Annotated in this window: 13 protein-coding genes; 3 read left to right on the top strand and 10 right to left on the bottom strand. The window is 48.6% G+C overall.

Going from position 1 to position 21,283, the window contains the following annotated elements; genetic code table 11:
• Nucleotides 1-4: 4 nt before the first annotated feature.
• Both V7S65_RS02210 and fucP read left to right on the top strand, forming a co-directional pair.
• Nucleotides 5-865, top strand: coding sequence for a fumarylacetoacetate hydrolase family protein (locus tag V7S65_RS02210; protein ID WP_336386362.1), 861 nt, complete (start codon nt 5-7; stop codon nt 863-865).
• Nucleotides 866-880: 15 nt separating this feature from the next.
• Nucleotides 881-2,173 (top strand): L-fucose:H+ symporter permease, encoded by a 1,293-nt coding sequence (gene fucP / locus V7S65_RS02205; RefSeq protein WP_336386363.1) that lies wholly within the window; start codon nt 881-883, stop codon nt 2,171-2,173.
• On the opposite strand, the gene V7S65_RS02200 is transcribed toward fucP, so the two are convergent.
• The 7 genes from V7S65_RS02200 to V7S65_RS02170 form a co-directional block, all read right to left on the bottom strand.
• Nucleotides 2,148-3,227, bottom strand: a complete 1,080-nt coding sequence (locus V7S65_RS02200; protein ID WP_336386364.1) for a hypothetical protein — start codon at nt 3,225-3,227, stop codon at nt 2,148-2,150. The genes fucP and V7S65_RS02200 overlap by 26 nt on opposite strands.
• Before the next feature lie 10 nt (nt 3,228-3,237).
• Nucleotides 3,238-5,796 carry a GH116 family glycosyl hydrolase gene (locus V7S65_RS02195; protein ID WP_336386365.1) on the bottom strand — a complete coding sequence of 853 codons (2,559 nt, stop codon included), beginning with the start codon at nt 5,794-5,796 and terminating at the stop codon, nt 3,238-3,240.
• 280 nt (nt 5,797-6,076) lie between these two features.
• Entirely contained in the window at nt 6,077-7,702 is a 1,626-nt protein-coding gene (locus tag V7S65_RS02190; protein ID WP_336386366.1) for a RagB/SusD family nutrient uptake outer membrane protein, read from the bottom strand.
• An 18-nt stretch (nt 7,703-7,720) separates the two neighbouring features.
• Nucleotides 7,721-11,029, bottom strand: a complete 3,309-nt coding sequence (locus V7S65_RS02185; RefSeq protein ID WP_336386367.1) for a TonB-dependent receptor — start codon at nt 11,027-11,029, stop codon at nt 7,721-7,723.
• Between the two features lie 33 nt (nt 11,030-11,062).
• On the bottom strand, nt 11,063-12,004 hold the full coding sequence (locus tag V7S65_RS02180) for a FecR family protein (protein WP_336386368.1): 942 nt from the start codon (nt 12,002-12,004) through the stop codon (nt 11,063-11,065).
• A 96-nt stretch (nt 12,005-12,100) separates the two neighbouring features.
• Nucleotides 12,101-12,655: an RNA polymerase sigma-70 factor gene (locus tag V7S65_RS02175; protein ID WP_079468449.1), complete on the bottom strand. Its 555-nt coding sequence runs from the start codon at nt 12,653-12,655 to the stop codon at nt 12,101-12,103.
• Between the two features lie 290 nt (nt 12,656-12,945).
• The gene (locus tag V7S65_RS02170) at nt 12,946-13,830 is read right to left on the bottom strand and encodes an SDR family oxidoreductase (protein ID WP_336386369.1); all 885 of its coding nucleotides are present in this window, start codon (nt 13,828-13,830) and stop codon (nt 12,946-12,948) included.
• Between the two features lie 90 nt (nt 13,831-13,920).
• Between V7S65_RS02170 and V7S65_RS02165 the strand changes: the two genes are divergently transcribed.
• A complete protein-coding gene (locus tag V7S65_RS02165) occupies nt 13,921-14,847 on the top strand; it encodes a helix-turn-helix transcriptional regulator (protein WP_336386370.1) in 927 nt (308 codons plus the stop codon).
• Between the two features lie 60 nt (nt 14,848-14,907).
• Here V7S65_RS02165 and V7S65_RS02160 read toward each other — a convergent pair whose 3' ends face one another.
• The 3 genes from V7S65_RS02160 to V7S65_RS02150 are packed head-to-tail and all read right to left on the bottom strand — an operon-like array spanning nt 14,908 to nt 21,258.
• Nucleotides 14,908-16,608: a RagB/SusD family nutrient uptake outer membrane protein gene (locus V7S65_RS02160; RefSeq protein WP_079468452.1), complete on the bottom strand. Its 1,701-nt coding sequence runs from the start codon at nt 16,606-16,608 to the stop codon at nt 14,908-14,910.
• Between the two features lie 11 nt (nt 16,609-16,619).
• Nucleotides 16,620-19,946, bottom strand: coding sequence for a TonB-dependent receptor (locus V7S65_RS02155; protein ID WP_336386371.1), 3,327 nt, complete (start codon nt 19,944-19,946; stop codon nt 16,620-16,622).
• Nucleotides 19,947-19,998: 52 nt separating this feature from the next.
• A complete protein-coding gene (locus tag V7S65_RS02150; protein ID WP_336386372.1) occupies nt 19,999-21,258 on the bottom strand; it encodes a FecR domain-containing protein in 1,260 nt (419 codons plus the stop codon).
• Nucleotides 21,259-21,283 lie beyond the last annotated feature (25 nt).

Genomic DNA, 21,283 nt, shown 5'->3' with positions numbered 1-21,283 from the left:
CCAAATGAATAGTATCCGCATTTATAAGACCACTACCACTTTACTCATCGCCTACCAGGAGCAATACTACACCATTATTGCCGGCTGGAATGAATTCGTAAACAGGGAAGGCTTGTACCAGCGTGTGGTGGAGGATCTGAAAGGATTATCACCCATCGAAAAATCTGCTGCTGAAAAAATACTGGCAACATCGCTGCAGCCTCCTATCGGTTCACAGGAAGTATGGGCAGCCGGCGTTACTTACTACCGGAGCCGTACCGCCCGCATGGAAGAATCAGAAGTATCCGGCGGCGCCACTTTTTATGACAAGGTATATGTAGCCGAACGCCCGGAGTTATTCTTCAAAGCTACGCCACACCGCGTATCCGGTCATGGACAAACGGTGTACATCCGCGAAGATTCCTCCTGGGATGTGCCGGAGCCGGAGCTTACTTTGTTTATCAGCAGCAAAGGCACTATTGAAGGTTATTCCATAGGCAACGACATGAGTTCGCGCAGCATTGAAGGGGAAAATCCTTTATATCTGCCGCAGGCAAAAGTATACGAGAAATGCGCCGGGCTTGGTCCCTGCCTGATGGTGCCCGATAAACCTATTCCTCCGGATACGCTTATCCGCATGTCCATTTACCGGAACAATGAAGTACAGTATTCTGATAGCGTGCCTATCAGCCAGATGAAACGTAGCCACCAGGAGCTGGTGGATTTTTTATACCGTGGCTGTGCTTTCCCGGATGGCTGTTTCCTCATGACCGGCACCTGCCTCGTACCGGACAATAGTTTCACGTTACAGGACAACGACCGGGTAGAAATTAGTATAGCCCATATCGGGCAGCTGGTGAATGAAGTACAGACTTACCGCTTATAATTAAAAAATATCCTTATGAATTCCACTGCAGCCGTCAAACAAACAGCGCCCGCGTCTTCTACATCTCGCCAGCTGAAACTCGCCACTGTACTTATTATCAGCCTTTTCTTTTTATGGGCGCTCACGGGTAATCTTATTCCTGTGCTGATACCGCATCTGCGGAAAGCCTGTCAGCTGAATGATTTCCAGTCGGCTTTTATTGACGCCGCCTACTGGATCAGCTATTTCTTTTTTGCGTTGCCGGCAGCCTGGGTGATGCGTAAATGGAGTTATAAAACCGGTATCATCACGGGTTTGCTTATTGCAGCCGCAGGCGCCGTCCTGTTCTTTCCCGCCGCAGAATTGCGTTCTTTTGGCTTGTTTCTTTTTGCTTTGTTCCTCGTGGCAGCCGGTATGACATTCCTGGAAACCGCCGCCAATCCATATATCACCATTATGGGTACGCCGGAAACGGCGGTACAGCGACTCAATTTTGCACAGGCATTTAATGGCCTGGGCGCCTTTGTAGCGGCTTTCTTCCTGAGTAAAGTGATCCTTTCAGGGAAGGAACTTAGCGCGGCGGAGAGCAGCAGCATGTCGCCCGAAGCATTGAACCAATACCTGCTCACGGAAGCGCGTTCTGTGCAGGTTCCTTACCTCGCCATTGCAGGCGTATTGCTGCTCACGGCATTATTATTCCGGTTAGTGCGCTTTCCTAAAATACAGGAAGAGCACAGCGGCAGACTGAGTATTAATCTTCGTGTATTCAGACACGTTCATTTCCGCTGGGGTGTGATTGCACAATTCGCATATGTAGGTGCACAGGTATGCATCTCCAGTTTCTTTATCCGTTACGCCGGTTACAGCGGGCATATGAAAGAGAAAGAGGCCACCACGTATTTAGGGCTGTTGCTGCTTTGCTTTATGACAGGCAGGTATGCGGGTACATTGTTCATGCGGAAAATAGCACCGCAACGATTGCTGTTGCTGTACAGTATCGCTTGTGTATTATTGCTGTGTTATAGTGTAGCCGTTGGCGGTAGAACGGGCGTTTACTTTTTACTGGCCGTGGAATTTTTTATGTCTATCATGTTCCCTACTATTTTTTCATTGGCTATCCGCGATCTTGGCAATGAAACCAAATCTGCCTCTGCTTTCCTGGTAATGTCCATAGTAGGCGGTGCCTTGATACCACTGGCATTGGGCGCAGTGAGCTTCTACAGCAATGTGCAATTGGCATATACAGTACCATTGGTTTGTTTTGCGGTAGTAGGTTATTATGCGTTAAGACGTGCAGCGCCGGTTACTGTGCAAGCAGTTCCGCAGTAGTTTTACGGGTAAGACCAAAATATATTTTCTGACCGGCATTATATTTTTCCCGTAATTCAAAGTTTTCGAAAGATGGACCACCGGGTATATTTATGTATGCGTTTGGATCGGTGCTTCCACCGCTCCAGTATTTCGCCCGCCCGTTTACCCTGACCTGCAGCGAGCTATCGGCCTCACGGGCTTCTTTGCGCCAGTATTGTGTAAGTGTATAAAAGGGACGATACCGCCAGCCCCAGTGAGCAGCATGTTGCTCATCTTCCGGCCAGGCAGCCAGCTCCTTCAGTGATTCATCGGGTTGCGCCATCACCAGGTAATCGCCGCTTTTATTGCGCAGCATTTGCTGCAACGGGTAAGGCGCTTTTTCCATGAAGCCGGTACCATCATACCCTCCATATAACGTTTTCGCATACACGATTTTATCTTTCAGGTATAATTTCCTCAGTCGCGCGTAGTTGCCCATTGTAGCAGTGATGCCGCAGCGCTCCATTGGCGTGCCGCCGGGCTGATCAAATACTTCTATGCATACTTCTTCCGGCCGGTGGCTGCTGATGCTCAGGCGGAGATAAGGACGGGCGCCGTTTTCAAATGCTTCCATGAAAACGTAAAAGCTGAGTGTGGTGTATTCCGGATGCTGCGCATCGGGATGTGACAGCACGCCGCGGGTGCCGGCAGTGGCTGTAAAGCGGCCAGACTCAATGGTTTCGCCGGTCCACATCAACTTACCCCACTTCCCGTCTGCCCGTGAAGGCGATATTTCACTAAACTCTATTTTGCCATTCACCACCGGCTCTATAGCAATATAGTTGAGATGATAAATGATGCCCTTCCATTCGTAACCGATGCGGAGCAGTCCACGGGGACCACCATCATTGCCGGGTCGCGGGCCCTCAATCGCCGCTGGCCACAACCCGATCACAATGCCATTGCGGATCCCCCACAGCGGCGGTGCAGCGGTATTATCGGGTTGGATCCATTGCGGCTCCGCGGGTTGCTGCGCAGCGGCAGTGCTAACGGTAACGAGTATACTAAAAACCAGGCAACGGTAAATGTTCATCTGTTTTCATTTAAGCCAATGGAATCGTTTTGCCTCCCACTATGGCGTGTACCGCCGGAATAGTACCATAGGCCACCGTTAAGGACGGTACTCCCTTCTTCCAGCTCACAGTACCAAAGCCCTTGTCGGTGGCCAGGAAGCTGCTGAAATCGCCGATCTTTGAATCGATGTGAATGGCTTTGTCCACAGCATCGTAGCGTACACCGGTAAGTCCCTGCAACAATCCGTAGCTCGACATGGCGCGGGCGTACCAATGACCACATTCATATTCATTGAAAGGATTCCTGACGGTACCATCATACCGCTCACGGCAGGTACGTACAATATCAAGCCCCTTTTCCACTTCTCCCTGGAACATCAGGTGGGAGGCCACCTGGTATTCGATACCGGTCCATACTTCATTGCTGTATACAAACGGGAGCGACAGCATCCCGCCTTTGGGCCAGGAGCATAGCAGCAGTCCGCCTTCATGCCCCAGTGCATAGGTAGAGCGTTGCGGGTTTTCGTGTTGCTGCAAATCTTTTTTAAGATTGTATTTATGTACCGCCAGTAAGTGACTTTTTGTTTTGGCAGTATCAACGGGTTCCGGCAGGCCGCATACGCGGGCAATCCAGGAGCCCAGTACGCCATCGGAGAGGCATCCCGTGCCGTATTGGTATTTCGGTCCTTCCTTTTTCAGCAATGCCAGTGCTTCCGGTGAATATTGCGTGCTGAACGATTGGGCTTTTACCGGATCGGGTGCCTGCAGGTCGGTCCATTTTATTTGTTGTATAAAATATTCACCGTTATACAACTCCGTTTCCAGGTATTGCTTTCCTTTTGCATAAAGCGATTGATAGGCGCTCACATCTTCACCAAGCGCGCTGCCCATTGCGGTGAATGCGGTGAGTGCACCGAGGTAGAAGCTCGTGCACATACCGGTGGGCCCCCAGAATTCAATGTCGTAGGTATTATGATGGGGTTCTTCCACAATGCCTTTTCTTTTCGGATCCCAGGTGCGGATACAATAGTCCATACTCACTTTCACCAGGGGAAACATTTTCTTCAGCCAGTCGTCATCTCCGCTGATGCGCCAGTCGCGGTACATTTTCATAATGCCGCCCAGCTGGCCGTCGGCGGCTGAATGGAAGTTATGTACCAGTGGCGAAATAGGGATATTGGCCCGGAAACCCTGGTGTCCTTCCGTATTCTGATTTTCATGAAACTCTGTATGTCGTAAGCTCCTTTCCAGCGCAGGAAACAGGTGTGGCACTGCCTGTGCATAGTTCCATACATGCGTACAGGTACCGTGGCAGCTGCCCCAGTTATCGCCGGAACCTTCCCAGCACCAGAAGCGGCCATCGAATTGCCGCATCACCGTAGCGGATTTTAAGATGGTGAGGTTGGCAGCTACTGCTTCCAGTACTTCCGGTGGCAGGGTGCTTTTATAAAAAGTATTTGTAAAAAGAGATGTTTGCCGGTGGAGTTCATCATAGTGGCCGGACCAGTAAGCGGCTGCTTCTGTAATATCTTTAAACCGGCTGCTGTACCAGGGCTTGTAATACTTACCTGTGGCGGGAGTACCACCACCCGGACTATCACCTATATGCAGTTTGGAATCCGGCACATACCACGTCATCATAAGCCGGATCACCTTTTTTTCTCCGGGTTGCAAACGGAAGGGCACATACAAAGATCCGCCCGGTGCGTCTTTCTCCACTGGTGCTGCATCACGTGTTTCGCCTGCTTTTACGGTATTCCATACCATCGTTAAGGGATCAAACCAGGCGCCGCGGAACCAGCAATGATCCACAATAGTGGAAGGCTCGGTGGTAAAGATGGCGAATGCTCCTTTCTTTTCCGGCGCATCGGAAATTGCTTCCTGTGATAAAACAAATCCCTGCGGCATGGCCGCTACACTATTCCCTTTATCTCCCTGCCGCATAAAGTTGCGGGCATGATAGGAAAAAATATATTCTTCCGGTTTAGTACCGGTATTGGTAAACTGGTATTCCAGTGCGCCAAAGGGCATACTGGCATGATCTTCATCGCCCGGTGTAAAAGGGCTCCAGCCTTTTATACTCACCTGCAGGGGCAATGCGTTATCACGGAGACGGATATCCGCAAATGGGAAACGCGCGTTAAAAGTGGCTTCGTTAAAACGCGGCAACCCCCAGGTAGCGCCGCCGGTACCGCCTAACCCAGCATCACGTTGCCCGAACTTCTTCCAGTTGGGCACACTTCCTTCCAGTACCCTCGCTCCGTTGGGAACGCCTTTAATACTGATAGCGGCAAACATAGCCGGCTCGTAAAACATTTCAGGATTGTGGTGTACCGACATATGCGAAATAGCGCCCGTACCTTCCAGGCAAAACATGCCGGCGCCTATTCCTCCAACGGGGAAGGCTATACGATTATTATACTTTCCATGGTAGGCTTCATTAAAACGACGGTCGCCGGGCGCCTTCTTTTCCCCCGGCGCAGGCGTTTCTTCCTTTGCCGCCAATGCGATAGCAGGGATGGTTGTAGCGCCCAGGTAGGCAACTGCAATATTTTTCAGAAAAAAACGCCGGTTGTTACTTTTTTTCATGTGGGTTTCAAATTTAAAACAGCCGGCAAGTGCCGCCCGTGCTGCGCTTTACAATAAAATCAACTATGGCTCTGCTGGTTTAACACTTCGTTTTTCATCGTTTCTCCGTGGATCATCTGATTTTGCTTACACGTTTAAGCAAAATAACAAGATTGAAACTAAAATAATTTATGATAGTATCCTAGCGTCTGGGGAAATTTTATTTTGAAGGGGGAATGTAACCGCAAAAAAACGGGGATGAATACTCATCCCCGCGATCAATCTACAACCAAAACAAGCCTCAATACCCCGGATTCTGCTTCAGATTATTATTCTTCTGAATCTCCGTTCTGGGTATCGGGAATAGCGTGCGGTTAATATTATTAGTGGCGGCATGCGACAACCACGATTTTTTTGTAAAGGCGCCAAACCTGATCATATCAGTGCGGCGATGCCCCTCCTGGTCAAACTCCCAGCCCAGTTCATCCAAAAACCGTCCGAATACAAGATCGGCACCACCTTCATTGCTGAACTGATTATTCACAGCATCCTTCATACCATACTGGTAGGCACTGCCGCCTATCAGCTGGGCGCCGGTTACCACTGCTTTGGAAGGATTGGCGGCAAAATCCCTTTGCCTTACCTGTGTAACAATGGCCGCTGCCTCATCGGCCTTGCCTGTACGAAGCAAACTTTCCGCTTTCATCATCAGCACCTCGGCATAGCGGAACAGTGGGTAATCATTACTCAACCGGTTAGTGGAGCCCATCTTTATTTCAAATTTTCCCAAACGGAAACCATGCACCGATTCTCCCTTTTCCAAACCGGGTAATTCATTTACAAAGCTCAGCGGCTTACCGGCGAAATCGCCCTGCGCCACATACAGCATCTGGCCGCCGGCGGTATACTGTTGTCCTTTGATCCAGTTATTCTGATACCGGGCATCGGCAGGGTCAAAGGTGCTGATGAATTGAGGAATGGCACAGATACCGCCCCAGGGCGTATTCTTCAGGTTATAGGTCGCCTGGTTTTCCTGCTGCAGTGTTTGCATATGAAAATCAAAGGCATTCCAGTTATTGGTATAATCCTCATCCATCGGAATAGCCAGTATTATTTCTTTTGAATTCTGGTTCTCCGTTATAAACACACTTTTCTGCGCCGGTTCCAGGATATATCCCGCGCCGGATTTGATGACGCTATCACAGGCGCTGATACATTTTTCCCATTGAGGTGTGCCGGTATACACGCCTGCATTCAGGTACATTTTAGCCAGCAGCGTGAAGGCCGCCCATTTGTTAAACTTGCCGTAGGTAGCTACCGTATTGTCTTTGCTCAGAAAAGGAATATTATCGGTAAGATCCTTTACGATGAATTCATACACTTCCTTACGCGTACTCTGTTCGGGTAAAAATCCCGAGGGCAGGTCAAACTGCGTTACAATAGGAACATTCCCGTAAAAGTCGCACAGGATGGCATAGTACGATGCGCGGAGCACTTTCAGTTCTGCAAGTGTGGCTTCTTTCCCTTCTGTAATAGGGATCAGGCCGGATTCAATCTGGTAAATGATCCTGTTACAGTTGGTGATGCCTGCATAGGTCCTGGACCAGGTTTGGTTTACCACATCATCATCGGTAGTCCAGGTATGTTTGTGCAAACGCTGGTATACGCCGTCATCAAACCATCCCCACGGACGTTTGGGTATTACCAGCTGATCGCCTGTTACTTCCTGCGCCCGCCACAGGCCATTCCAGTCGAGCAATATAAACCGCCATTGCGAATATCCTGCGCCCACCAGTGCGGCGATATCATCTTTGGTAGGATTAAACTGCGTGGAGATGATAGTGGTGTAAGGTGTATCTTTTAACTTGGTACACGCCGACAGTAAAACAATAACCATCAGCAGATTTATTTTACGAAGCATTTTCATACGCGTGTTTTTGGAAGATTAGAAATTCAGGTTCACACCAGCGGTAAAGGAACGGGTAGACGGGTACTTGTCGCGGTCGTCCATACCAGGATTCAATCCCAACCTGTTTACTTCGGGGTCCAGTCCTTTGTACTTTGTGATAACGAAAGTATTCAGCGAGGAAACATATAAACGGGCGCCTTTAAGATACTTGTTCTTTATCTGTGGAAAAGTGTAGCCCAGTGTAATGTTATCTATCTTCCAGAAATCGCCGTTTTCTACATAATAGCTGTTGAACTCGAGTGCATTTACATTTAGTACTTTCTTTCCAAAAACAGGATCATACGCCGATTTCAGGATATTATAATTCTGGATAGATGGGTTCTCCATATACATCCTTTGCGAATTAATGATCTGGTACCCGAAAGCGCCGCGCATAGTGATACTGAGATCAAAGTGTTTGTAAGAGAAACTATTATTCCAGCCTGCATAATATTTAGGCAAGCCGTTACCAATTACTTTTTTGTCTTCAAAAGCATGTGCAAAATTATCGTAGTTCACCGGTTTACCATCTCTTCCTTCGTATATCCATTTCCCGTTATCATCTATATCGATCACTTTATATCCGTAAAAATCACCGATGCCTTTGCCGATGGTTACGATGTTGGTAAATGTCTGGATGGGAACCCCTGCTGCACCGGTAGTGAAGTAAGGCGTAGTAGTCTGGTATAATTCGTTGGAAAGGCTGATTAATTTATTGCTGTTGGTAGAGAAATTAACACTGGTATTCCAGGTGAAATCTTTTGCTTTTACCGGGATGAAGTTCAGCATTACCTCAATGCCTTTATTTTCCATTTTACCTACGTTCGCGGTAGTGGTGCGGTAGAGATTTGGCGGGCTGGGCACTTCATAATTATACAGCAGGCCCTTGATCCGGCGGTTGTATACATCCACACTACCGCTGATGCGGCCCCTCAGCATACTAAAGTCCAGCCCTATGTTGGCTTCAGCTTTCTCTTCCCAGCGGATAAACGGATTGGCATTGGTGGAAGGCACCAGGATACGGGACCATTTGCCGTTGGTATATACATAGTCGCCATAACCGATCAGCGGCTGACTTAAAAACCCATCCTTTGGCGGGTTCCCGGTAATACCATATCCAGCGCGCAGTTTCAGGTCATCAAACAGCCGTTGCTGTTTCATGAAGCTTTCATTTGAAATTCTCCAGCCACCGGATGCCGCCCAGAAATTACCCCAGGGGTTCTTCGCGCCAAACAACTGGCTGGCTCCTTCCCTTCTCAGGCTGGCCATCAGCAGGTAGCGGTCTTCGTAGCTATAGTTCAGTCGTCCAAAAAAACTGATCAGGTTTGATTCTGTTTTATAACTGCTGATATTCGCCAGCTGGTTCTTGATGCCTTCTCCCAAACCAATATTGTTATAGCCAAAAAGATCTGTCGGAAAATCCTGGTTGTCGGAATAGTTACCGGAAGATTCATTTTCCTGGTAGCCATATCCACCTAACAATGTGAAGTGATGCGCATTGAACGACCGGGTATATTCCGCCGTCCATTCCGTGAGGCGGTCGATAGACAGATCTGAAGCTACCGATGCAAAGCCATTCACGCCGCTTTTAATATTGGAGATATGTTTCTTCGTTTCTGCATAGCCTTTGTTGGAATTAAAGCGTGCATAGGAGAATAAGGCCGACAGCTTCAAATTATTAATGGGCCTGTAGGTAAGTGTAGCGTTCATGCGGGAATTTACATTCTTAGCTTCGCCATCGCTTTCATACAGCAATGCCATTGGATTCTCGTAATCAAAGTTGCCGGTTTGCTCGTAGAAATCGCCATTCTCTTTACGCACCGGTTCTGTAGGATTCCTGATTACTGTTTGCCTGTAGATCCATCCGTTAAAACTATTGTCGCCGTTATTATTACGGGTATAGTTATTGGTTTGGTTCAGGATACCGATATTCAGTTTCAGTTTATCATCCAGCATGCTGTGGTTTACATCGATCCTGCCGGAGAAAGTATTGTTATCACTTTTTCTAAAGATCCCCTGTAACGCGCGGTAGTTGGCAGAAGCGAGGTAATTGGTGGTAGCGTTACCTCCGCGGATGGTAAGATTATGCACCTGTGTAAACGGTGTACGGGTGGCTTCTTTCAGCCAGTCGGTGGAGCTGCCTGCATCCCAGGAAGCGAGCCTGGTACCAGCTTTTATCTGATCCCGGTAATCCTGTGCGGTGAGCATATCCAGTTTTTTGGAGATCATTTGCGTGGTAGCATAGCCGCTGTAATCCACGGAATTGGCGAAGGTACCTTTAGCTCTTTTTGTGGTGATGATGATCACCCCATTGGAACCTCTTACACCATAGATAGCCGCAGAGGAGCCATCTTTCAATACATCCACCGATTCAATATCTTCAGGGGCTACTGTTTTCAGATCGCCGGGGATACCATCGATGATAACGAGGGGGTTGGCATTGGCGCCGAATAAGGTGGTGTTACCGCGCAGCAATATCTGCGATCCATCGGTAGGGTTGCCGCTGGGCGTGGCAACGGTTAAACCAGCAACTTTTCCCTGCAGCAGTTGTCCGGCATCCAGTACCGGACCTTTCACAAAGTTAGCGGACTTCACAGTGGCTACGGCGCTGGTTACATCGCCTCTGCGTTGCGTACCATAACCAATTACCACTGCTTCGCGGAGACTTGCTATGGAGCCCTGCATCACTACGTCTATTACTGTTTTGTTACCTACCAGCGCTTCTTCATCCTGGAAGCCGATATAAGAAAACACCAGTACGGCGCCGGGATCAACGGCAATGCGGTATTTCCCCTCCGCATCTGTAGAAGTGCCTGTCTGCCCGTTTTTAACTTTTACGCTTACGCCGGGTAGAGCTTCATTCTTATCATCGGTTACCTTTCCCTGTACGGTTACCTGTTGTATGGGTATCTCATTACTGATGATTTCCGTGCGTGGGGTTTCTTTTTCCACAATAATGATCAGGTTATCTTTCTGCAGATAACTGAGCTTTGTATTTTTCAGTAGTTTGTCCAGTACAACCGACAGCGGCTGCCGGTTTGCGGATACGGACAAGCGCGTGTATTCCGCTACCAGTTTATCATTGTATACAAATGACAGTCCGCTTTTCTTTTCTATCTCTGTTAAAACATCCTGCAGGGAGCGGTTCTCCAGCTGCACATCTATTTTTACTTCCCTGGCTGTTTGCCCTGTTAAGGCGCCTGCAAACAGCAATTGCGTTCCAAGTGAAATGAGTAGGAATATGCTGCAGCCGGTGCGCATCGTTTTCCGGATGGCATAGAGATGACACCAAATGAATTGCTTCATACATTTGAGAGTTTTGGTTAAAGTAAAATGCGATTAGAATTGTACTACCTTGTTCCTGATAGACCAGTTAAGTTTGTTGGCTTTAGCGATGGCGAAAAGAATTTTCTCCAATGAATCGGTGGAGCTGAAATTTGCTGTAAAACGTATTCCCTTCGTAGCTTCATCTTTAAAAACTATTTTAACATCATAAATATTCTCCAGCAGAACGGCCACGTGCTGCAGTGTTTCATTTCTGAAGGCTAACTTTCCTGTTACCCAGCCGGTTACCGCTGCGGCGTTCACTTTTCTCTTCTGCTGCGATCCGGTAGCAGAGCGGATTACCGCCTGTTCGTCCGGTAGCACCAGCAGTGGTTTTTGTTGTGAAGATGTTTCCACCGCCACCTTTCCACGTATAACCGTTACAGTTATTTCGTCAAGTGCTTTGTATGCCTGTACATTGAATACGGTACCCAGTACTGCTGTTTGTATACCATTGCTTGTTACTGTAAAGGGATGCGCCTGATCGATGGTTACGTCAAAACAGGCTTCACCTTCCAGCAATGTTACGGTTCTGTTCTCCTTAAAATTTTCCGGGTACCGGATACCTGAACCTGCATTCAGTGTTACCATTGATCCATCCGGGAGCGTTACTTTCAATTGCTGTCCCCTGGCGGCCGACCTGGTAACATACTGCAATCCAACGGTAGCGGTACTTTGATAACGCAGATATGCCCATGTACCCAATGATAAAATAACAATAACGGAGGCGGCTACACGTAATAGCACCGGAAGATTAAAAAAATTTTGTCTTTTGATTTGTCCATCGATGCGGTTTTTCAACCGCTGCATCACCAGTTCCTTGTTTGCCGGCAACTCCTCCCCGCTTCCTTCTTCTGAAAGGCGGTCGAACCACTGCTCCATCCACTCTTTTTGTTCCGGCGTACATTTCCCTTCCAGGTAAAGTTCCAGCAGCGTGTTAAAGTCTGTTTCATTCATAACGGCTGTTTTTCTTTGTATAGGAACACGTGGTTAATATAGAAGTGTATAAAAAGAAGGGATGGTAGTAGATAACCTGAATATTTTTTTAAGAAATTATACATTCAGTTTCAGATGCAGGTATTTCAATGCGTTGCTGATCTGCTTCTTCACGGTTTTATCAGAGATATTCAGTTTATGCGCGATTTCTTTATGAGAAAGTTCTTCTGTTCTGCTAAGGAGAAATACCTCCCGCATTTTCAGCGGCAGCTTATCTATTTCACGGTTTACCAGCAGGGAAAGCTCATTGGCGGCCAGTTGCCGTTCAAAGAGATCGTCTGCCTCCGTGAAGAGGATGCTCCAGGATTTGCGGAAATGATTTCTTTTGATTTCCTGTCGGATGTACCGGAAGCCGCCATACCGTACGCAGGAGTAAAGATAGGTATACAGGGAATCTACGTTGTGCAGGTTGCTGCGGCGTTTCCACAGGGACACAAATATCTCCTGCAGGATATCCTCCGCTTCTGTGGTATCCTTAATTGCCTTTACCAGGTAGCAATACAGCTGCTCCCAGTAACGCATATAGATCACGTCAAAGGCTTCCTTGCTATCCTCTTTCAGCAAATTTAAAAGAATATCGTCTGCATATTGTTGAAGATGCACACCATTCATAAGTGGAAAATTAACATAAACGTGAAACCTGTCTTTACCTACGGCATTCTGTTCCTTCCCGGAACGTGAGAATTATTAATTGTCTAATATACAATTAATAGTAATTGACCAGTTATTTTTTTCCAGGTTTTTTAAAATTATTACGGGAGATATGATGGATAGGGGCTTTCGGGGAACAAATCAATGGTTAATTGATATTTTATATTAATTGTCGTTTTTACACTAAATACATTACCCGGAAGAATATCTTCCGGGTAACGGGGTAATATAATAGCAAACATCTGGTCTTATTATTTAAACCATTCCGCATAATCTGCAAAAAAAGCGGCGGTAGTACGCGCCGGCTTACCCAACACCTGCTGCACATCGCTGCTTACATAAGCGGCGTCGCCATTCCGCTGCACTTCCGTATAGGCCATAAAGGTTTGAATGGCCCACTGCGGCATCCCCTTCATTTCCATCCGTTCCCGGGCTTCCTCCAGGGTAAGCGGTACATAGGTCACCTTGTGATGAATCACTTCTCCTATGATATCAGCCAGCTGCCAGTAGTTGAGCGCTTCATCGCCGGTAAGGATATACGTTTGCCCCGCATGCTTTGCCGGCTCTTTCAGCACGGTAAATGCCACTTCCGCAATATCCCGGAGATCGATGTACGCCCGCCTGCCATCGCCGGTGGCCTCGTAAATACCACGCTCTTCTTTTACCCGTTTTGAAAACTCCCCCAGCCAATTCTGCATAAAGCCGGTCGGCTGCAGGATGGTCCAGTTCAGGCCGGAAGCTTTCAGCAATTCTTCCACTTCCTTATGCGACCGCCCGATAGCCGATTGTACAATGTGCGCGGGCGAGCTTTTCCCGGCCGCCGCAGAGGATAGTTTCACGAAGTTTTTCACCCCTGCGGCTTTGGCGGCGGTAATTACATTGTGCTGCTCCTCTACAAAGCTGGTACCCATACCGGATACCAGGAAAATAGCTGCGCTATTCTTCAGGGCGGCAGGCAACGTTTCCGGCCGGCTCATATCCGCGGCTACCCATTCTACAAAAGGCAGGGGTTCCGCTTTGTCCAGGTTGCGGGTTACTGCAATGGTAGGTATCTGCGCCTGCGATAAAAAACCGAGCAACGCCCTGCCTATTTTTCCTGTTGCACCAAACACGGTGCGGTACGATGTGTTTTCCATTTTTATGATTTAATTTAGATCCAAAGTTACCACCCGTACATCCCGGCTGATAACGCATAAGGAACACTCACCAACGCAAAAAGAAGTATTATGATCCGCAGATGCCAGGTAACCCATAACGCCCACAAGCCGCCCGTGCAGGAAAAGCAACTGAGTATACAGGACCCTTCCGGGTTCCGCATTCAACTGGAAGAGATCACTTTTAACGGCGTGGATCTCCGCTGGGGAAGTTACATTAACCACGATGCAAGGGTGCTGTCCTTTCGTCCGGATAAGCAAGCCATCGTATCACACTTCAGGATCCAGGATGCCAGCGCTGCCAACACACACGCCATCCGCGAAAAACAGTTTGTGGTATACCGCGAAACGCCGGAGTCGTACGACCTTTTCATTCCTCCCTCCAATAATAAAACACGCTCCTTCTTTGAACTGATTGTTACGGACGATTTCTTTGATCACATCTTCACGGAAGAAAGCCGCTTTATGGAACGGTTCCGTGGGTACCAAACCTTTAATAGGCCTGCACCGGAATTTACTGCGCAAATGCTACCGGCTATGCACAGCATCATCCATGATATGCAGCATGCTCCTTACAGCGGCGCATTAAGGGCCACCTACCTGGAAACAAAAGCCACGGAGCTGTTCCTGATGCAGGTACTGCAACTGGATCAGCCATCGCCGGTTCCTGCGCGGTTAACACCCGGCGATACAGAACGGCTTCACAGCATTAAGCACTACATCGATCTGCACTACGAAAAACCGCTTTCTATAATGGCGCTGGCCCGTACTGCCGGCATCAACCAGATGAAGCTTAAAAACGGCTTTAAAGCCCTGTTTAATACCACGGTGTTTGGCTACATCTCAGGATTGAGAATGCAGGAAGCAAAAAGATTGTTGCTGGAGGAAAAAATGTATGTAAACGAAGTGGCCGACCGGATGGGCTATAAATACCCGCAGCACTTCACGGCTGCCTTTCGGAAAAAATTCGGCCTGCTTCCGAAAGATCTCAAAAACTAAGCTGCCCGCTGTAAACACAACGGGCAGCAGACAGGATGACCAGGTATTTATCTCCGGAAATTAATACCCGGGATTTTGTACTATCAACGGATCTGTTTGTGTTTCTATATAAGGAATCGGCCACAGGTAATCCCGCGCAGCATTAAACGTACGCACTTCCACCACCCGCATCTCTCCTTTGTTGGGCACCGCACTGTAATCAGCAATACCGTTGGCATCTATCTTCGGGGCTGCAGCAAGCCAGCCTCTCGGCACGCGGCCATAAAACGGTCCCTTCATCACTTTATCGGCAATCTTCCAGCGGCGGATATCAAACAAACGGAATCCTTCCATCGACAATTCATACAGCCGTTCTTTCCTTACAGCGGAACGCAGCGCTTCCTGCGTGCTGCCGGCAGGAATGTCGGGCATATTTACACCCGGCCTTTTTCTCACTGCATTAATGGCCTGGTATAAGGTGGCATCCAGCTCATTGGCTTCTGTTTTTGCCTCTGCGTAAATAAGCAGTACTTCCGCGTAGCGCGCCAGGGTCACGTTCATGGTGGACTGGCGTATGTTGTCTTTATCTTTCATATCCACATACTTGCGCCAGCAATAGCCACTGAAAGATGCATAAGCGTTAACGGCATCCTGGTTCACGATCCGGGTAGCCGGATTGGTGTTGTAGTTCCAGCACTTAAGACTGTCCTTATGCGTTTCAAACTGGTAGTTAAAAAATATAGATCCCGGAAGCGCAACGGTATAACCCAGCCGCGGATCACGGTTTTCAAAAGGTTTTTGCGGGTTGAATAACGGCGACTGATCAATGGTTAAGCCGTCGGTACACTCGTAGCTATCGACCAGCGACTGTGAAGGGATTTTATTGGAAGCGCCGCCGGCATTCCTGCATAAAAACGGATACGGGCCTACCCAGGTAACCACCGGCAACTGGTATTGCAGGCTTAATATCACTTCAGGCGAATTTCTTCCCTCATAGGAAAACAGCCTGGGATAGCTGTCGTCCAGCTTATACACGCCGAGGTCCATCACGGCTTTGGCGGCATCTGCAGCAGTTTTCCACTGTTCGTTATACAGTGCAGCCCTGGCTTTTACCGTCAGTGCAGCGCCTTTGGTGGCACGGCCAAAATCTGTAGCCGGGTAAGTGGCAGGCAGCCAGGCAGCGGCGCTGTCCAGTTCTTCCAGCACAAATTTAAGGATGGTTGCTTTGTCGCTCCGCGGCACCTGCGCATTTTCCAGTGTAAGCACGTGCGTTACCAACGGCACACCGCCAAACATGGACAACAGCTGCTGATACATATACGCACGTACGAAACGCGTTTCGCCCATGCTGCGTTGATACAGCGCCGGATTGGTTACCGCTCTTACTTTTTCCGCATTATCCAGGATATAATTACAGCGGCCTATCACCTTATAGTAGTTGCTCCATACGCCTTGTGTAACTGTATTATTGGCGTCATGATTACCGGTGCCTATTTTTTGCAGATCACTGTTATTCCTTTCGTAGCCAATATCGCTGGTGGCATCCAGCAGTAAAACCAGGGGCAGCCCATCCAGCTGACCAGGGTCATTTTCTTTATCCATTGGCTTATTCAGCCCCTTATACAGCCCGTTCACCGCCAGGAGCAGTTCATCCTGGTTCTTGAAATAATCGGCGTCGGAAGGGCCGGTTAAAGGATCTTTATCAAGGTAGTCTTTATTACATGCCTGTATCCCTAACAGGGTAACAGCCGCTATCATCCAACAGGTAAAACGCTTTCTCATGATTGCTGTTTTTAGAAATTTACATTAACACCAAAACTGTAAACCTTTACAATGGCATAGTTGTCGGCCACGCCCACGGCGGTTTCCACATCATAGCCCGGCCAGAATTTACTGGACGTAAACAGGTTGGAACCATTTACAAATACCCGCAGGCTGTTGAGCCGCATGGTTTTCACCAGGTTGGCCGGCAGGGTATATCCTATTTGCAGGTTCTTCAAACGCAGATAGGCAGCGCTCTTCATCCAGAAACTGGAGATCTGCTGGTTGTTGGTACCGCCAAACACCAGCCGTGGAAATGCAGCATTTTTATGTTCCGGTGTCCAGTAGTCTTTGAATCGTTCCTGCGCTGTACCACCTACAGAACTTACATAAAAAGGCATGATGCCGGCGCCGTAAATCAGGCCGTCTACTTTACCTACGCCCTGCAGAAATGCGCCCAGGTCGAAGCCTCTCCACGATGCGTTTAAGCTAACGCCGTAAGTATAGCGGGGAATGGTGTTGCCGAGAATTACTTTATCACTTTCATTGATGATGCCATCGCCGTTCTGATCTTTGTATTTAATATCGCCGGGGGCAATAGTACCAAATTGTGTGGCGTGTTTTGCCACTTCATCGGCATCCTGGAAAAATCCTTCTGCCTGTAATCCAAAAATGGAGTTCACGGGATATCCTTCCCTGCTCACGGTTACAGCCGATTGATTAATACCATGCATATCCACTACTTTATTTTTCACATCAGATACGTTAACGCCAATGTTATATTTGAAGTCACGGATCTTACCATCGTAGTTAATGCCAAGTTCCCATCCTTTGTTACTTACTTTTCCTGCGTTCTGGTAAGGCGCTTTCAAACCCGTGATCAGCGGGATGTTCAGCAACAGCAGGATATCTTTTGTTTTGCTGATATAATAATCTCCTGTTACCGAGAGATGGGAAAACAGGGTCACATCAAATCCTACATCACTCATCTCGGTACTTTCCCAGGTGATGTTCCTGTTCGCCAGAGCGTCCAGCGTAGCGGCGCCAACTATTTGCCCACCGAGCGAATAAGAACTTAAATTCACTACCGTGGCAGAGGGGTAGGTTCCTATGTTCTGGTTACCCAGCCGGCCCCAGGATGCGCGGAGCTTTAATTCATTCACCATCGGTTTCAGGGGCGCCATAAATGGTTCTTCTGAAATACGCCATCCGGCAGATGCGGAAGGGAATACGCCCCACTTGCGGCCTTCCGCGAAACGGGAAGATCCGTCGTAACGGGTATTGATTTCGAGCAGGTATCTTTCTTTGTAGTTATAGTTGATCCTGCCGAAAAAAGAGCGCAGCGACCATTCTTCGCCGGCGCCGCCGTTATTCATATTGGTAGCCGCTCCGGCATCCAGTATAGGATAGTCGGGTAAAATGTAGTTGTCGCGGTACGCTGTAAATCTATCCTGGCGGTAGCTGTTCTGTTCTGCACCGGCCAATATTTTCAGGTCGTGTGCACCGTATTTTTTCTGGAAGGTAAGGGTACCGCGCATGTTATTGTAAAACTGCCGCTGACTGGAAACGTCCAGTGTGCTTACCTGTGGCCACTTATAACTGGGCGTGCCATCAGGATGATAGGTTTGCAGCACCTTACTAAATTTGTTCGTATAGGTTTGCACGTATTTGGGTGCAATGTTAATGGAGGCGGTAAGCCATTCTACCGGCTGGTAATTCAGGGTGGTGTTAATACTTCCCCAGGGGGCGCTTACGCGGTTCAGGCCACCATCGCTGGCGGCAGCAGCGGGGTTGAGGCCCACCCATCCTTCCCCGCGGGTACCATTGGCATTTACGGCCAGCTGGTTGGGGGAAATATTATTCATGTAAGCAAAGATAGCATCAGCGCCTGCTGACGGTTCGGTGGTTACCGGGCTGATATACTGCAGGTCAAACTGCATGTTTAATTGCTTCGAAAAAATAATATCGGTATTACTGCGGATGGTAAGGCGTTTAAATTCGCTGTTATCCATCAGTCCTTTCTGATCAAAATACCCCAGTGATACCAGCATCTTTACTTTATCCGTACCGCCGTTCACCGTTAAAAAATGACTCTGCTGAAAACCGGAGCCTGTTAGCACAGCCTTCTGCCAATCGGTGTTCGGTAATGAATCAGAATTGCCGTTTCCCTGCTGCCGGTATTTTTCCAGCAATGCATCGGAGTATAGCGGGGTGCGGCCGGAATTTTTATAAGCTTCGTTGGCGAGCAGCATATAATCCAGCGCGTTGGTGAGGGCAGGCAGATTGGTGGGTTTCTGCCAGCCTACGTAGTTGTTGTAGTTAACAGACAGCTTATTGCTTTTACCTCTTTTGGTAGTTACCAGTATTACGCCATTGGCCGCACGCGAACCATAGATAGCTGCTGATGCCGCATCTTTCAACACGCTAACGGAAGCGATCACATTAGGATCGATGTTGTTGATGGAACCTTCCACACCATCGATCAGCACCAGCGGATCGGGGTTCTTCAGGGTGCCCCATCCGCGGACACGTACCGTACCACCGTCGCCGCCTGGCTTACCGTTGCCCTGTGTGATGGTAACACCGGGCATGGTACCCTGTAAGCCTGCCGTGGTTTGCCCTACCGGCCGCGCTGCCAGCACTTCGCCGGATACAGTGGCTACGGCGCCGGTGAGGTTTACTTTTTTCTGGGTACTATATCCTACTACCACCACTTCCACCAATGATTTGGGGGTAACGGACAAAGGTATACGAAAAAAATTTTCGCCTTTCACAGGCTGTTGTTTTGTGAGATACCCGATACTGGAAATAGTGAGCACATCCTGGTCTGTTACATTGGGCAATGAAAACTTTCCGTTTCCATCTGTAAGTACGCCTTTTGTAGTGCCTTTGATGCCTACCGTTACGCCGGGCAAACCTGCACCGGTGCTATCCGTAACGATGCCCGTAATGGTTTTCCCCGGTGAGCGGCCTTCCTGTGGCGAAAGCTTTCCGCCGGACGTGGTATTTTTTTTGATGACGACGGTGCCATATTTAATCGTGTAAGTAAGCGGAAGATCTTTCAGGCAGATCTTCAGCGCTTCTTCCAGTGATTTGTTGGCGATATTCACACTGAGCGGCGGCGCATCTTCCAGTAATTTTTCATCACAGATAAACTGGTAACCGGTTTGCTTGCTGATAAGATCAAATACTTTATCCAGCGGCATTTTACTGACGGAAAGCTTTACGGTTTGAGCGCCGGCGGTTAGTGATGCTGCCAGCAGCAGCCAGGTGGTCAGTTTGATCACCAGCCATGTTCGTTGTTTAGCCGGCATACGGCTCCTGCTCCCGTGGGAGTGCGCAATAGTAAACAGTTCCATACTATCTTTTGGTTGAGTTTAAATAATTCATACGTGGAGTAGTACTCCTGATTTATTTCATAGTGGCGGGCATTACGGTGATACGGTTTCCTTTGACGATAAAATGCACCCTTCCGGTTTGCTCCAGCAGTTCCAGCAGCTGTGTTACATTTTCCTTGCGGGTCATACTGCCAAACAGTTGAATACCGGAAAGATCGCCTTCGTATTCGATGTCCACATCATACCACCGGGCTATCTGCCGCATGATAACGGTGATATCTGTTTTGCGGAACCTGAACTGTCCTTCTTTCCAGGCCATTACTTCTTCCATATCCGGACGTGTAATTAAAAAATGGTCTTCCTTTTCAGCGATGCTTGCCTGCTGGCCGGGCTTCATCATGGTAGTAGCGGCGCCCTGTGTAACGCTCACAGCGCCTTCCAGCAGGGTTGTTTTTACGCGGGCTTCATCGGTGTATGCCATTACGTTAAAGTGCGTGCCCAGTACTTTCACCTGTACACCGGATGTTTGCACGATAAAAGGTTTCGCGGCTTGCTGAGCAATTTCAAAATAAGCTTCCCCGGTGAGGCGTACTGTTCTGTTGCTGCCCGCAAACATCACGGGGAATGTCAGCGAGGAAGCGGCGTTCAGCCATACCTGGCTGCCGTCGGGCAATACTACCTGGTACTGTCCGCCTTTGGGCGTACGGATGGTATTGTATTCGGGAGCGGTGCTGTTACTGCCTGCGGCGTGATACGCGAGCCGGCCGCTGTCCAGTTTAATGATACGGGTATTCCCCTGTTTGCCTACAGTGCCTGTTCCTGCATCGTCCAGCACAATAGTGCTGCCATCTGCCAGGATCAGCTCTGCTTTATTACCTGTGGATATGGGTGATACTGTTTTTTTGGATACTAACGGCGCCGGGCCTACGTAATAATAGCGCCAGGTGTAACCCGCTGCCAGTATAAATGCTACTGCTGCTGCCGCGGCCATTGTTTTATAAAAGGTGCGGATTTTTTTCCGGGAGATGTGATAACGGTTATCTGCCTCCTGGACAGGTTGTTGCGCGGAGTCGTTTGTATCCTCATCATGATCTTTCCGGGTGAGCGCCTGCCGAAGTGCTGCGGTTTCCATCACTTTATTAAAAGCCTGTTGCAGATCTGGGTGAGCGGCATCAGTATACCTGTCTTCCGCCAGTATGGCTGCAATCATTTCTTCCAGTGCCGGCCCGTTACGATCCGTCTGCATCAATGCCTGCAGGCGCCTGGTTTCTTCCGGTGTAATCCGGTTGTCCAGGTATTTCTCCAATAAATCTTTTAACTCATCGTGTAACATAAAACCGGATGCAAGCACAACACTC

The organism is Chitinophaga sp. CCNWYY40 (genome assembly GCF_037483205.1).
Classification (GTDB): domain Bacteria; phylum Bacteroidota; class Bacteroidia; order Chitinophagales; family Chitinophagaceae; genus Chitinophaga; species Chitinophaga ginsengisegetis.
This window is presented reverse-complemented; position numbering and strand designations above follow the sequence as displayed.